Origin of the sequence: Burkholderia sp. BCC1988, assembly GCF_905339895.1 — a bacterium.
Taxonomy (GTDB): domain Bacteria; phylum Pseudomonadota; class Gammaproteobacteria; order Burkholderiales; family Burkholderiaceae; genus Burkholderia.
Map to the genome: position 1 here is coordinate 372,300 of NZ_CAJPHA010000001.1, position 12,494 is coordinate 384,793.

Here is a 12,494-nt window from a genome sequence, read left to right on the forward strand (position 1 = left end):
GCGCAGCCGGTCCATCGACGCAAGCAGCGGCTATTGCCGGGCCGCGACCGTCGTGCCGGTGGCGGGCGGCAGTTCGCCCATTGCCTGCAGCAGCGCCGCCGTATCGGTCATCCGGCGGCTCGCGGCACGCACCGCATCGAGTTCCGCGTTCAGATAGAGCTGTTCGCTCGACCGTTGCGCGGACATCGGAACCGCACCCAATGTGCGGCGTTGCGCCGTTTCGTGGAAAGCCTCGCCTGCCGCGCGCGCCGCGAGTTCGTTCGCGGCCAGTCCTTGCGCGTCGTTGTCCAGCGCGGCGAGCGAATCGGCGACATCGCCGAATGCGGACAGCACCGCCGCCTTGTACTGCAGCACCGCGGCGTCGTACGCATCGCGCGACGCCCGCCGGTGAGCCAGCAGCGCACCGCCGTGGAAGATCGGCTGCGACAGCCCGGCGCCGACGGCCCACAGGCCGCCCGCGCCCGACAACAGCGCTGGCCAGCTGAAGCCGCCGCGCCCCATCGTCGCGGTGAGCGACAGGCTCGGGAACAACTGGGCGGTCGCCTCGCCGACGTCCGCCGATGCCGCTTTCACGGTTGCCGCGGCCGCGCGGATGTCCGGCCGTGCCTTCAGCAGGTCGGACGGCACGACCACGGGCACGTGTTCCGGCAGCGACAGTCCGGTGAAGGAGGGGACCGGCGGTGGCGCGTCGGGCGTGCGGCCCAGCAGGATCGCGAGCGCGTGAACCGCGCTCGCACGCTGCTGGCGCAGCGGCGGCAGCGTCGCGGCGAGCGACGCCGCGCTCTGCGTCGACGCCAGCGCCTGCACGTGGGACACCGCGCCGAGCGCGTAACGCTGCTGGTCTTCGAGTTCGGATGCCTCGGCAACGGCGACCAGGCGCTCCGTCAGCAGGATCTGGCGGTCGAGCGTCGCGGCGCGGATGGCGGTGCCGACGATGTTGGCCGCCAGCGCACGCCTTGCCGCTTCGAGCTCGCAACCGCGCACGTCGACGCGCGCGGCGCTCGCCTCGTTCGCATATCGCGTGGCACCGAACAGGTCGAAGGTGTAATGCGCCTGCAGTTGTCCGACGAAGACGTTGTAGCGCAGGCTTTGCGCGCCCGCGCCGGAGATGTCCGGTGTGCGCGTGCGGGCCACCTGCGCGTTCGCGTCGATCGACGGCAGCGTCGACGCGCCGATCTGCGCGCGCAGCTCCTCCTGCGCGGCGGCGAGCGTCTTTTCCGCCGCGGCCAGCGTCGGGTTCGCGCGCAGGCCTTCGTCGACCAGCGCGTCGAGCGCGCTGGACCGATACAGGCGCCACCATTGCGGGACGGGCGCGGCGCCGACGTCGAATTGCTGCGCGACGCCTGCCGCTTCGGCGGTGCGCGGCGCCTGAGGCGTCGCGCCGTAGCGCGCCGGCGACGGCATCGCGGGCGGCGTGCTGCTCGGGGCCATTGCACAGCCGCTCAGGCAGAGCGCCGCGCTCGCGGCGAGCACCGATGTGGTAAGGGGAAATTTCATCAGCATGTCTCCGAGGACGCGACGTCCATCGCGCGCGACTCGCGTTCGTCGCTGCGCACCTTGAAGCAGGTCGCGTAGAGGGCCGGCAGGAAGAAGATGGTCAGCACCGTCGCGATCGTGATGCCGCCCATCAGCGCGGTGGCCATCGGGCCGAAGAAGCCGGAACGCAACAGCGGAATCAGCGCGAGCACGGCGGCCGCGGCGGTCAGCATGATCGGCCGGAAGCGGCGCACGGTCGCGCCCACGATCGCGGTGAAGCGTGGCTGCCCGGCCGCGATGTCCTGGTCGATCTGGTCGACCAGGATCACCGAGTTGCGCATGATGATCCCGAACATCGCGATCACGCCGAGCAGCGCGACGAAGCCGAACGGCTTGCCGAACAGCAGCAGCGCCGCGACCACGCCGATCAGGCCGAGCGGGGCCGTCAGCACGACGATGAAGGTGCGCGAGAAGCGCTTGAGCTGGATCATCAGCAGCGTCAGCACCGCGATGATCATGAGCGGCATCTGCGCGTTGATCGACGTCTGGCCCTTCATGCTCTCCTCGGCTGCACCGCCGACCTCGATCCGGTAACCGGTCGGCAGCGTGGCGCGCAGCGTCGCCAGGGTGCCGTCGATGGCGCGCGTCACGCCGATGCTCGGCGCTTCGCCACGAACGTCGGCTTGCACCGTGACGGTCGGCTGGCGGTCGCGTTCCCAGATCACGCCGTATTCGAGCGTGTCGCGCACGTGGCCGATCGTGCCGAGCGGCACCGGGCCGTGCGGCGTCGGGATCGCCAGGCCGGCGAGCTGCGACGGGTCGATCCGTTCGCGCTTCGGCGCGCGCAGGTCGACGTCGATCAGCTTGTCGCGTTCGCGATACTGCGTGACCGTATAGCCGGACAGCGTCATCGCGAGGAAACTCGACACGTCTTCCGACGTCACGCCGAGCTGGCGTGCCTTCAGTTGATCGATTTCGAACGACACCGATCGCTCCGCCGGCTCGTCCCAGTCGAACTGCACGTTGCGCGTGCGGGCATCGGCGCGCATCTTGTCCGCCACTTTTTCGGCAATGCCGCGAACGGTCGCGATGTCGTCGCCGCTCACGCGGAACTTGATCGGAAAGCCGACGGGCGGCCCGTTCTCGAGGCGCGCGACGCGCGTGCGCACGGTCGGGAAGCGGCTTGCCAGCGTCGACTCGAGCCAATGCGACAAGCGGTCGCGCGATTCGACGTCCTTGGCCGTGATCACGAACTGCGCGAAGTTCGGCTGCTGGAGCTGCTGGTCGAGCGGCAGGTAGAAGCGCGGCGCACCGGTGCCGACGAAATCGACGACGTGATCGATTTCAGGCCGACCGTCGAGCACCTTCTCGAGCCGCGTGGCCTCACGCAGTGTCGCGTCGAACGAAGCGCCTTCCGGCAGGCGCAGGTCGACCAGCAGTTCGGGGCGCTCAGAGTTCGGGAAAAATTGCTGTGGCACGCGCGTGAATGCCGCCATCGCGATCGCGAACAGCACGGCCGTTACGCCCAGCACCACCCAGCGGCGCTCGATGCACGCCGAGATCCATCCGGACAGCCGCCGGTAAAAGCCCGTTTCATAAACGTCCTGCCCATGTGCATGAGCGTCGTGATGCTGCTGCTCGGGAAGCATGTGGTAGCCGAGCAGCGGTACCAGCACGACGGCCGCGAACCACGACACGATCAGCGAGATCGCGGACACCTCGAAGATCGACCGCGTGTATTCGCCGGTGCTCGATTTCGCGAGCGCGATCGGCAGGAAGCCGGATACCGTGACGAGCGTGCCGGTCAGCATCGGGAACGCCGTGCTCGTGTAGGCGAAGGCCGCCGCGCGCGCGCGGCTCCAACCCTGCTCGAGCTTCACCGCCATCATTTCGACGGCGATGATCGCATCGTCCACCAGCAGCCCCAGCGCGAGCACCAGCGTGCCGAGCGACACCTTGTCGAGGCCGATGCCGAACACGTGCATGCACAGTGCCGTCACGGCGAGCACGATCGGAATCGTGATGACGACGACCATGCCGGTGCGCAGGCCCAGCGACACGAGGCTGACGACGAGCACGATCGCGACGGCTTCGCCGACCGCTTCGACGAAATCGTCCACCGAGTGCTTGACGGCATGCGGCATGCTCGACACCGCGGCCAGCTTCAGTCCGGCCGGCAAACCAGCCCGGAGCTCGGCTGCCTTCGCGTCGAGCGCCTTGCCGAGGTCGATCACGTCTCCGCCTTTTTGCATCGTGACGCCGATGCCGAGCACCGCGTGACCGTTCGTACGCATCTGCGTGACGGGCGGATCGTCGTAGCCGCGCGTGACCTTCGCGACGTCGCCGAGCCGGAACGTCCGGCCGTTCACCGTGATCAGCATGTCGGCGAGCGCCTGCGTGTCCTTGAACGCGCCGCTCGGCCGCACGAACACGCGATCGTCCGATGTCGTGATCGTGCCGACCGGTGCGACGGCGTTTTGCGCGTCGATGGCCTGCGCGAGCTGCTGCGGCGTGATCGCGAGCCGCGTCAGTTGCGCGTTCGAGATCTCGACGAATACGTGCTGGGCGGGATCGCCGAAGTAGTCGACCTTCGCGACACCCGGCACGCGCAACAGCACGGTGCGCAGCTTGTCCGCGTAATCGTGCAGTTGCGCGGGCGAGTAGCCGTCGCCTTCGAGCGCATAGATGTTGGTATAGACGTCGCCGAATTCGTCGTTGAAGAACGGGCCGACAGTGCCCTTCGGCAGCGTCGCCCGGATGTCGCCGACCTTCTTGCGCACCTGATACCAGGTTTCCGGCACCTGGTCGACCGGCGCCGAATCCTTCATCGCAAAGAAGATCATCGACTCGCCGGGGCGCGAATAGCTCTTGATGTTGTCGACGTAAGGCGCGGCCTGGAGCTGGCGGCCGATCCGGTCCGTGACCTGTTCCTGCACTTCGCGCGCCGTGGCGCCCGGCCAATAGGTCTGGATCACCATGGTGCGGAACGTGAACGGCGGATCCTCCGATTGCGCGAGGCGCGTATAGCCGATCATGCCGAAGATCGTCGCGAGGCCGATCAGGAAGATCACCAGTTGCTGATGCTTCAGCGCCCATGCCGACAGATTGAAACCGCCGTCGTCGCGCGACGCGGCACCGCTTTGTGCGCCGAGCGCACCGTCCGTCGAGGACCGGTGTTCTGGAGCGTTCATGATGCGAAGTCCTCCGCATGCAGCGGCGGCACGACGCGCACGTGCTGGCCGGTACTCACCGTATGGACGCCTTGCATCACGACGCGCTCGTTTTCCGCGAGGCCGGACGTGACCGTGACCGTACGCTCGTCGTAGCGTCCGACCGTCACCGGGCGCAGTTCCAGCGTGTCGCTGCCTTTGCGAATGACCCAGACCGCCGGCGCTTCGCCGCGATGGAAGAGTGCGGTGGCCGGCAGCGTGATCGCGTGGTCCGCGGCGGTGTCGGCGGCGCCGTCGAACGAGATGCTGGCGGTCATCCCGGAGCGGACGTCCGGCCCCGGCGCGACCAGCGTCAGCTTCACGCGCCAGGTGCGGCTTTGCGGATCAGCGGCCGCCGCGACTTCGCGCACGCGTGCGTCGAGCACCTTGCCCGGCAGTGCCGTCAGGCTGACGTGCGCGGTGCGGCCGACCGCGAGATCGCGCAGATCGCGCTCCGCGACGTCGCAGACGATGTCGAGGTCGCCGCTCCAGTCCAGATGAAACACCGCCTGGCCGGGCTCGACGTTCTGCCCGGTATCGGCATCCTCCGACGTGATGACGCCGTCGTGATCCGCGACCAGCGTCGCGTAGCGCAGGTGATCGCCCGCGAGCGCCATTTGCGCGAGCGCGGAATCGCGTTGCGCGACCGCCGATGCATACGCGTCCTGCGTTGTCTCGAGCTGCGCGGGCGCGATCAGGTTGGCCTGAGCCTGGGCGCGGTCGCGATCCAGTTGCTGCTTCGCATAGGCGACGCGATGCTCGGCGGCATCGAGCTGCGCGCGCGCGTTCAGCAACGTGTTGTGCAGATCGGCCGGATCGAGCATCGCGAGGGTCTGGCCGGCCTTGACGGTGTCGCCGATTCGCACGCGCCGCTCGACGATCTTGCCGCCGACCCGGAACGACAGCGGCGTCGAATATCGCGCCTGAACCTGCGCGGGCAGCACGCGCTGCACGGCGCCATTGTCCGCATGAACCGGCAGCGCGACCACCGGTTGCAGTTCGGGCGCCGGGGCCTCGTGCGAGTGGCAAGCCGCGAGAAGAATCGCACAGCAGGCAAATGCGATCGGGGCGCGCCGAAGCGGTGGCGCGATGCGTGTCAGAAACGGGCGCGTTGAAGTCCGCGCGTCAAGTCCGGGTGATTTCACGATGTTTCCAAGACAAGTGAGGGTCAAACTGAAAATGGTTCGGCGACCACGGCGGGTCACCCCGGTTTATGCAGGCGCGCGAGGGCGTCTCCGCCGACGGTGCGCATGACGATCAATCAGTACTCCGATGTTCGAGGTGCAGATCGTTCCGATTGCCGACATGACACGGCTTGCGCACGACGATGGCCGCCGAGTGTGCCGAGGGGGCCGCCTGCGCGTCACCGACGCTCGCTGGCGTGGGTCCGGAACAGTGTCTGGACAGGAACCGGTTCTGCTGTTTTCGAGATTAGACTCATAACTGATAATGTTGTCAAGTATGAGTAAGTAATCTAGAATTGCACCATGCAGAAAATTCTTATGGAAAGGGAAGGTGCGCTCGTGGACGACAAACCGGTCCGGCCGCGTCGCCCGAATGCGTCAGTGGCCGAAGCGGGACAGCGTCAACCGCGCGGCGCCCGGCGCAAGGAGGCGACACGTATGCGCTTGCTGCGGGCGGCGTTCGGCCTGATGGCGGAAAAGGGCAGGGACAACGTCGCGATCAGCGAGATCACCGAGGCGGCGGATGTGGGGTTCGGCTCGTTTTACTACCACTTCGAATCGAAGGACGGCATCTTCGCCGCGCTGACCGAGTGGGTGTTCGACGATTTCGCGGACGGGCTCGAGCGTCTCGCGAGCGGTTTGTCGGATCCGGCCGAGGTCGTGTCGGTTTGCGTGCGTCACACGCTGATGCGCGCGCGCCGCGAGCGGCTCTGGGGGCGGTTCCTGATGCGGGAGGGCTTTTCCGCGCGTGCGCTCGACCACGGGCTGGGCCGGCACTTGCGGCGGGACAGCGAGCGCGGAATCGCGGCACGCCGCTTCGTCGTCGGCGATCCGTTCATGAGCGTGCTCGCGATGACGGGGACGATCCTGGCGGCGATCGCGGCGGAGTGCTACGCGGCCGACACGGCTGAGGGCGAAGCGAGGAAGCCGGCGGGAGACGAAGGCCGGCTCCCCGAGCGGGCTGCGGCGATGGTATTGCAGACGCTCGGCCTGACGCGCGCCGAAGCAAAGGACGTGGCGAACCGACCATTGCCGCCCGGCGACTTCACCGCTGCGGAGAGTAGTTGACGGTTGGTGGGTGCCGACGCGGGGGCCGGCCGATCCAGTTGGGCGACGAGGCCGTAGCTATGGTGTCCCCTATGGGTTACAATCCATTCATGTTCAAAGTCCTGACCACCCCCCAATTTGATAGCTGGCTCGATGGGCTTCGCGATCCGGTCGGCAGCGCGGCAATCAGTCTGCGCATCGAGCGGGCGAAGCTCGGCAACCTTGGCCAGTGGCGCGCAGTCGGTGACGGTGTCAACGAAATGAAGATCGACGTCGGGCCGGGATACCGGGCCTACTTCGTGCGGCGCGGAAAAATCATCGTCGTGGTGTTGTGTGGCGGGGACAAGTCGACGCAAAAAAAGGACATCAAGACGGCGAAGCAAATCGCCGGTGAACTGGAGGATTGAAGATGAAAATCAGCGAACTGGCCGAATTCGACGGCTCGAAGTACCTGAAGGACGAGGAAACGATTCGTCACTACCTGGCGCAAGCGTTCGAAGATGGCGATCCGCGCCTGATCCAGGCCGCGCTCGGGAACGTCGCGAAAGCGCGCGGCATGACCGCGCTGGCGCGCGAGTCCGGCGTAAAGCGCGAAGCACTCTATCGTGCGCTGTCGGAAGGTGGGAACGCGGAGTTTGCAACGATCATGAAGGTTGTCGGCGCGTTGGGATTGCATCTGACCGTTGCGCCGGCACAGTCGGCGGCCGAAGCGACGCCGGAGCCAGCTCCGACACGAACGCGCGCCCGCCCGCGCGCCCGCACTGCGGCGCATGCGTAGCGTCACCGGGGCCGACCGCGAATGTCGCGCCGGTCCACCGTGGTCTATGCAGCCGGCTGGGCCGGCGGAATGGCGTATGGATCGAAGCTCACGACTTCTTCGTCGAGCCAGTCGTTCAATCACCGCGCGAGGGCGGCGGCGAATGGGCCGTCGTGCTTCGCGCGCGAATCGCGTCGACGACGTTCCTGCCACGCACGTAGTGCACGAGGTTGCGCTGGCTCGAAAGGTAATGCGACGCGTGCACGCCGAGCCAAGCGAGCATTTTGTCGGGCGTCAGTTTTTGCCGATTCGGGGCATCGGTTTGGTCAGCCCTCGTAGTTGACATAACGTGAATTATCGATATGACTGGTGCATTTGGCGGTGTAGCGTCCCGCGCCGAAGATCAGCCGCTTCAGCGCAACACTAAGGTTCTATCGGCATACTGCGGTCTCGTTCGAGTCATGAAGTCCAGCAGCTCGTCTTCATGCCGTCCAGAGTCTTGACGCAGTTTGAGTTACCGATTGCCCCAACGGTTGGAAGCCATGCGCAAAAGCGCTGCATTGGCAGCGCGCAAATCGAACAATTCCGCGTCGAAGCCGGACCCGATCCAGTTTCGGTAACGCTCTGCCTTTTCACTGTCCGGATCGTTGGATAGCGTATTCAGGAACGCCTCATAGCCGGATGGACCGCCAACGTCCTCCGGCGGACAAGCACGGGCGCCGCCAATGACTTGGGCTTCTCCCCAAGGTTGGCCCTCGATCGTTTCCATCTTCTCGACGACGACGCTGTGATTCCAGCCGTCCCCGAAGTCGTATCGGTAAACGAAGCGCGAACCTGGCTTCAGGACCGCCTGCAGACGAACCTTTCGGTCATCTGCAGTCGTGCCCGTGTCAGCAAAGTCCACCACGTCATCGATCTCGAACATGGCGTAGGTCATGCCATCGATCAGGAAGTCGTGGAGATGCGTGTCTTCCCATCCGAAAGCTGCTTGCAGAATGTGATGCAGCTTGCGCAGCGATTCAGTTCCTTCGACTTCGATCTGACGCCAGATGGGCGGATCGATGTGCTGAAGCGCCACTTTGAGGGTGAAGCGCGGGAACGATTTCGGCATTCGATCTCCTCAGAACGCGAACCTGCACTATTATTGCCTCGCAATGGTCACCTGAAGCAAGCACTGTAGGATCGCCGACGCTGGAAGGGACGCGAAGCATCCGCGCATAGCAACCTCACTGCAGCCCGCCTCACCTCGATCAAATCGCCACTTCCGGCGGTGCCTGACGAAACAGCCGCGTAATCCAGCACAGATATCCCAGCCCGAGCACGAACCACGCGATGCCGAGGATCAGTGCCGCCTTCTCGAGACTCACGAGCAGCCAGATATCGGACACCGCGCCGATCACCGGGAACACGAGCCCGCCGAACACCCCGATCCGGCGCTCGCCGTGATTACCCGACAGATACAGGCGAATCACGCACAGATTGACGGCCGTAAAGGCAAGGAACGCGCCGAAGTTGATGAACGACGTCGACGTGGCGACGTCCAGCTTCAGCGCGATCAGGCCGACCACGCCCGCCAGCGCGATGTTGATCGCCGGTGTCTTGAAGCGCGGATGAATGAAACCGAAGACGCGTTTCGGCAGGATTTCGTCGCGCCCCATCGCATAGAGGAGCCGGCCGACGCTCGCTTGCGCGGAGATACCCGACGCGAATTGAGCGAGGATCAGACCCGCGAGGAATACGGTGACGAACACATCGCCGCCGATCATCTTCGCGACCTCGAACGCGGCTGAATCCGTGTCCTTGAATTCGACGCCCGGGTGCGCGAGCTGCATCGTGTACGCTGCGATCACGAAGATCGCTCCACCGATCAGCGCAATCAGCAAGATCGCACGCGGCATGTTCTTTTTCGGCTCGATCGTTTCCTCGGTCAGCGTCGACACCGCGTCGAAGCCGAGGTACGAATACGCAGCGATCGCGGCGCCCGCCATCGTCGCGCCGAACGGCACGTGCGGCTTGAAGAACGGCTCCGCCATCGCGATGCCGCCCGGCCCGGCCGCGGCCGACGCATAGTGCCAGCACAGCGCCACGAACATCACGACGATCGCGAGCTGCACGATCATCAGCACGATATTGAAGCGCGCAGCCAGTTCGATGCCGACGATGTTCAGGCCGCTCGTCAACACGATGAACGCGACGATCCAGATCCAGGTCGGCACATGTGGAAACGCGGCGTTCAGATATGCAGCGCCGATCAACCAGATCACCATCGGCAGGAAGAAATAGTCGAGCAGCGTCGCCCAGCCGATCATGAAGCCGAGGTGCGGGTTGAACGTCTTGCGCGTGTACGTATAAGCCGAACCTGCAGTCGGATAGAGCCGCGCGAGCTTGCCGTAGCTGAGCGCGGTGAACGCGATGGCAATCAGCGCAAGCAGATAGGCGAGCGCGGCCGTGTCGTCGCTGGCCTTGGCGAGCACGCCGTAGGTACCGTAGACGATCAGCGGCGCCATATAGGCGAGGCCGAACAGCAGCACGGACGGCAGGCCGAGCGTGCGCTTCAGGCTCGGCGATTCATGGGATGACGACGCTTGCATGTTATCTCCTGGACCTTCGGGGCCGATGCGAATGCCTGTGTGCCTTCGGCCGACATTTCGATTGAACGGGCACGCCCGGGCGACGCATGACGCCCGCGCGATGCCGTGAATGGACTGCGAAACCGGATTATTCGCCGCGCTGACAACGCGCTTCGATCATGAACGCGCGATGTCCGTCCGACTGTTCGAGCGGCGCGAGATCAAGCGCCACGCGCGTGTCGTGCAGGTAGCTGTAGTGTTCGCGGCTCGCTTCGAGACGCGTGAGATCGAGGTTCGCCCGCACGACCGCCTCGTCCCTGCCCAGTTCGATCGCGGTCTCGCCGAACGGATCGACGAGCGCGGAAAGGCCCGCGAACGTCAGATTGTCGTCGCCGGCCCCGCAGCGGTTCACCATCACCGCGAACATCTGGTTTTCCATCGCGCGTGCCGCGATCGCGCGGCGATGCACCGGGCCGAACGGGTCCATGTTGCCGTTCGTGACGATCAGCAGATCGGCATCGAGCGCGCCGACGGCTCGCGCCGTTTCGGGAAATTCGATGTCGTAGCAGATCAGCAGGCCGACCGTCAGGCCGTTCCAGATGCACGTCGCGAAGCGGTCACCCGGCGTGAAGACGCCGACATCCGATGCCCACAGATGCGTCTTGCGATAGCGCAGCACGATGTCGCCCTGCTCGTCGACAAGTACCGTGGTGTTGTAAAACCGGTTGCCGTCGCGCTCGGCGAGGCCCACGGCGACAGCGACGCCCTTTTGTCGTGCCGCGTCGCGTACCGCGGATAATCCGGGGCCATCGAGCGTCTGTGCGACTTCGGCGACATTGTCCCGGGTCGGAAAGCCCGACAACGTCGTCTCGGGGAACACGATCAGTTTCGTGCCGCCTGCCACGTCGACGCGCCCGATCGTGTCGATCACCTTGCGCGTGTTGTGCGCGACGTCGCCGTCGATCAGCGAGAGTTGCGCGAGTTCTACCTGCATGAAACCGTCTCCTTCCAATAGCCTTTCATCGGCGCGTCGTCTGCCCTGCCCTTCTGATACGACGCGCGGTCGAGCGAAACAGGCCGTGTTACCCCTGCCTGTCGAAGTGAGGCCGATTATCGGGTTATTATTTTTGACCTGAAATTCCCCGCCAGGGTTACCCTCACCGGAGCACACGATGGACTTCGAATGGCGAGATCTCGCTTTTCATCGGGAGATTGGCTCGGCCATCGACGCCCTCGATGGCCCGCATTTCTGGGCACGCCTCACGCGTGTGCTCGAGCGGCATCTCGAGTTCGACAACTGGGTCGCGCTGCGTTTCGCGCGCGCCGCGCCGCCTCTCGTGCTTGCCGAGCAGGCGATGCCCGACGGCAAGATCGACCTGATGTTTCAGGACTATCTGGCCGCCCTCTATCAACTCGATCCGTTCTATCTCGCCGCGTTCGAAACGCAGGCGTCGGGCTTCTACACGCTCGCCGACGTCGCGCCGGACAATTTCCGGATGACCGAGTACTACCAGCGGTACTTCAAGAAAAACATCGTCGGCGACGAAGTGCATTTCAACGTCATGATCGATCGCGATCACACATTGGGCTTTTCGCTCGGCAAGACGAGCAAGTACGACGATCGCGAGATTGCGTTGCTCACGCTGTACACGCCCTGGGTCCTGTCGTTGATGCAGCAGCGCTTGCGCTTCGAGACGTTCGCGATCAAGGGTGCGCCGCGCGTGACCGAAGGCGAAGCGCCCGACCCGCAGGCGCGCTTCGGGATGCTGACCGGAAAGAGCGGGCGCGGCGCGTTGACCACGCGCGAAATCGAAGTCGCGATGCTGTCATTGAGCGGATTTTCGTCACGCGCGATCGGGGAAAAGCTGTCGATTTCGTTCGAGACCGTGCGTGCGCACAAGAAGCACATTTACGCGAAGCTGGGTGTCGGATCGCAATCCGAATTGTTCGCGATGTTCTACGATCGGGGCAGATCCGGCGAATCTGCGTGATGCGCGTCTCGGTGTCACGGCACGAATACCGGCAGGCGCGCTGCCGCTTCAGGTTTAGCCGGTGAGCATGGAATCACGTGCATCCAGATTGAGCCGGAGATTCGTGACGGACGCGAATTCCGGCTTCCGGGATAAGTGGCATTGCCTTGCGATGCGTTTTTGAACCGGGCAATCCTGTCACGACGCGGCGACGCTCGATCGACTACGCCGACGGTGTCTGCCGTCTTGAAACCGTTCGAATCCGCGCCTTGCCCCGTTGC

At 65.2% G+C, this 12,494-nt stretch carries 10 protein-coding genes; 4 read left to right on the forward strand and 6 right to left on the reverse strand.

The window, feature by feature from the left end:
* Nucleotides 1–30: 30 nt before the first annotated feature.
* The 3 genes from U4012_RS01585 to U4012_RS01595 are packed head-to-tail and all read right to left on the reverse strand — an operon-like array spanning nucleotide 31 to nucleotide 5,830.
* The gene (locus tag U4012_RS01585; protein WP_321795578.1) at nucleotides 31–1,497 is read right to left on the reverse strand and encodes an efflux transporter outer membrane subunit; all 1,467 of its coding nucleotides are present in this window, start codon (nucleotides 1,495–1,497) and stop codon (nucleotides 31–33) included.
* Nucleotides 1,497–4,667, reverse strand: a complete 3,171-nt coding sequence (locus U4012_RS01590; protein ID WP_044843135.1) for an efflux RND transporter permease subunit — start codon at nucleotides 4,665–4,667, stop codon at nucleotides 1,497–1,499. Before U4012_RS01590 ends, U4012_RS01585 begins: the two co-directional genes overlap by 1 nt.
* Nucleotides 4,664–5,830 carry an efflux RND transporter periplasmic adaptor subunit gene (locus U4012_RS01595; protein ID WP_415750344.1) on the reverse strand — a complete coding sequence of 389 codons (1,167 nt, stop codon included), beginning with the start codon at nucleotides 5,828–5,830 and terminating at the stop codon, nucleotides 4,664–4,666. The genes U4012_RS01590 and U4012_RS01595 overlap by 4 nt, the downstream gene beginning before the upstream one ends.
* Nucleotides 5,831–6,172: 342 nt before the next feature.
* On the opposite strand from U4012_RS01595, the gene U4012_RS01600 reads away from it, so the two are divergent.
* From U4012_RS01600 to U4012_RS01610, 3 genes are all read left to right on the forward strand, one after another.
* Nucleotides 6,173–6,937, forward strand: coding sequence for a TetR/AcrR family transcriptional regulator (locus U4012_RS01600; protein WP_321795583.1), 765 nt, complete (start codon nucleotides 6,173–6,175; stop codon nucleotides 6,935–6,937).
* An 89-nt stretch (nucleotides 6,938–7,026) separates the two neighbouring features.
* On the forward strand, nucleotides 7,027–7,323 hold the full coding sequence (locus U4012_RS01605) for a type II toxin-antitoxin system RelE/ParE family toxin (RefSeq protein WP_059449128.1): 297 nt from the start codon (nucleotides 7,027–7,029) through the stop codon (nucleotides 7,321–7,323).
* 2 nt (nucleotides 7,324–7,325) lie between these two features.
* The gene (locus U4012_RS01610; protein WP_124519438.1) at nucleotides 7,326–7,694 is read left to right on the forward strand and encodes an addiction module antidote protein; all 369 of its coding nucleotides are present in this window, start codon (nucleotides 7,326–7,328) and stop codon (nucleotides 7,692–7,694) included.
* 493 nt (nucleotides 7,695–8,187) lie between these two features.
* On the opposite strand, the gene U4012_RS01615 is transcribed toward U4012_RS01610, so the two are convergent.
* The 3 genes from U4012_RS01615 to U4012_RS01625 all read right to left on the reverse strand — a co-directional run bounded on the left by U4012_RS01615 (nucleotide 8,188) and on the right by U4012_RS01625 (nucleotide 11,237).
* Entirely contained in the window at nucleotides 8,188–8,784 is a 597-nt protein-coding gene (locus U4012_RS01615) for a plasmid pRiA4b ORF-3 family protein (protein ID WP_257775898.1), read from the reverse strand.
* A 139-nt stretch (nucleotides 8,785–8,923) separates the two neighbouring features.
* The gene (locus tag U4012_RS01620) at nucleotides 8,924–10,264 is read right to left on the reverse strand and encodes an APC family permease (RefSeq protein WP_044844550.1); all 1,341 of its coding nucleotides are present in this window, start codon (nucleotides 10,262–10,264) and stop codon (nucleotides 8,924–8,926) included.
* Nucleotides 10,265–10,391: 127 nt separating this feature from the next.
* Nucleotides 10,392–11,237 (reverse strand): carbon-nitrogen hydrolase family protein, encoded by an 846-nt coding sequence (locus U4012_RS01625; protein ID WP_044844551.1) that lies wholly within the window; start codon nucleotides 11,235–11,237, stop codon nucleotides 10,392–10,394.
* A gap of 178 nt (nucleotides 11,238–11,415) precedes the next feature.
* On the opposite strand from U4012_RS01625, the gene U4012_RS01630 reads away from it, so the two are divergent.
* On the forward strand, nucleotides 11,416–12,234 hold the full coding sequence (locus tag U4012_RS01630; protein WP_321795593.1) for a helix-turn-helix transcriptional regulator: 819 nt from the start codon (nucleotides 11,416–11,418) through the stop codon (nucleotides 12,232–12,234).
* Nucleotides 12,235–12,494 lie beyond the last annotated feature (260 nt).

Excerpts from the sequence above, each read along its gene's own strand:
- U4012_RS01585 (WP_321795578.1), bottom strand. The coding sequence starts at position 1,497 with ATGAAATTTCCCCTTACCACATCGGTGCTCGCCGCGAGCGCGGCGCTC.
- U4012_RS01590 (WP_044843135.1), bottom strand. The coding sequence starts at position 4,667 with ATGAACGCTCCAGAACACCGGTCCTCGACGGACGGTGCGCTCGGCGCA.
- U4012_RS01600 (WP_321795583.1), top strand. The coding sequence starts at position 6,173 with ATGCAGAAAATTCTTATGGAAAGGGAAGGTGCGCTCGTGGACGACAAA.
- U4012_RS01605 (WP_059449128.1), top strand. The coding sequence starts at position 7,027 with ATGTTCAAAGTCCTGACCACCCCCCAATTTGATAGCTGGCTCGATGGG.
- U4012_RS01610 (WP_124519438.1), top strand. The coding sequence starts at position 7,326 with ATGAAAATCAGCGAACTGGCCGAATTCGACGGCTCGAAGTACCTGAAG.
- U4012_RS01615 (WP_257775898.1), bottom strand. The coding sequence starts at position 8,784 with ATGCCGAAATCGTTCCCGCGCTTCACCCTCAAAGTGGCGCTTCAGCAC.
- U4012_RS01620 (WP_044844550.1), bottom strand. The coding sequence starts at position 10,264 with ATGCAAGCGTCGTCATCCCATGAATCGCCGAGCCTGAAGCGCACGCTC.
- U4012_RS01625 (WP_044844551.1), bottom strand. The coding sequence starts at position 11,237 with ATGCAGGTAGAACTCGCGCAACTCTCGCTGATCGACGGCGACGTCGCG.
- U4012_RS01630 (WP_321795593.1), top strand. The coding sequence starts at position 11,416 with ATGGACTTCGAATGGCGAGATCTCGCTTTTCATCGGGAGATTGGCTCG.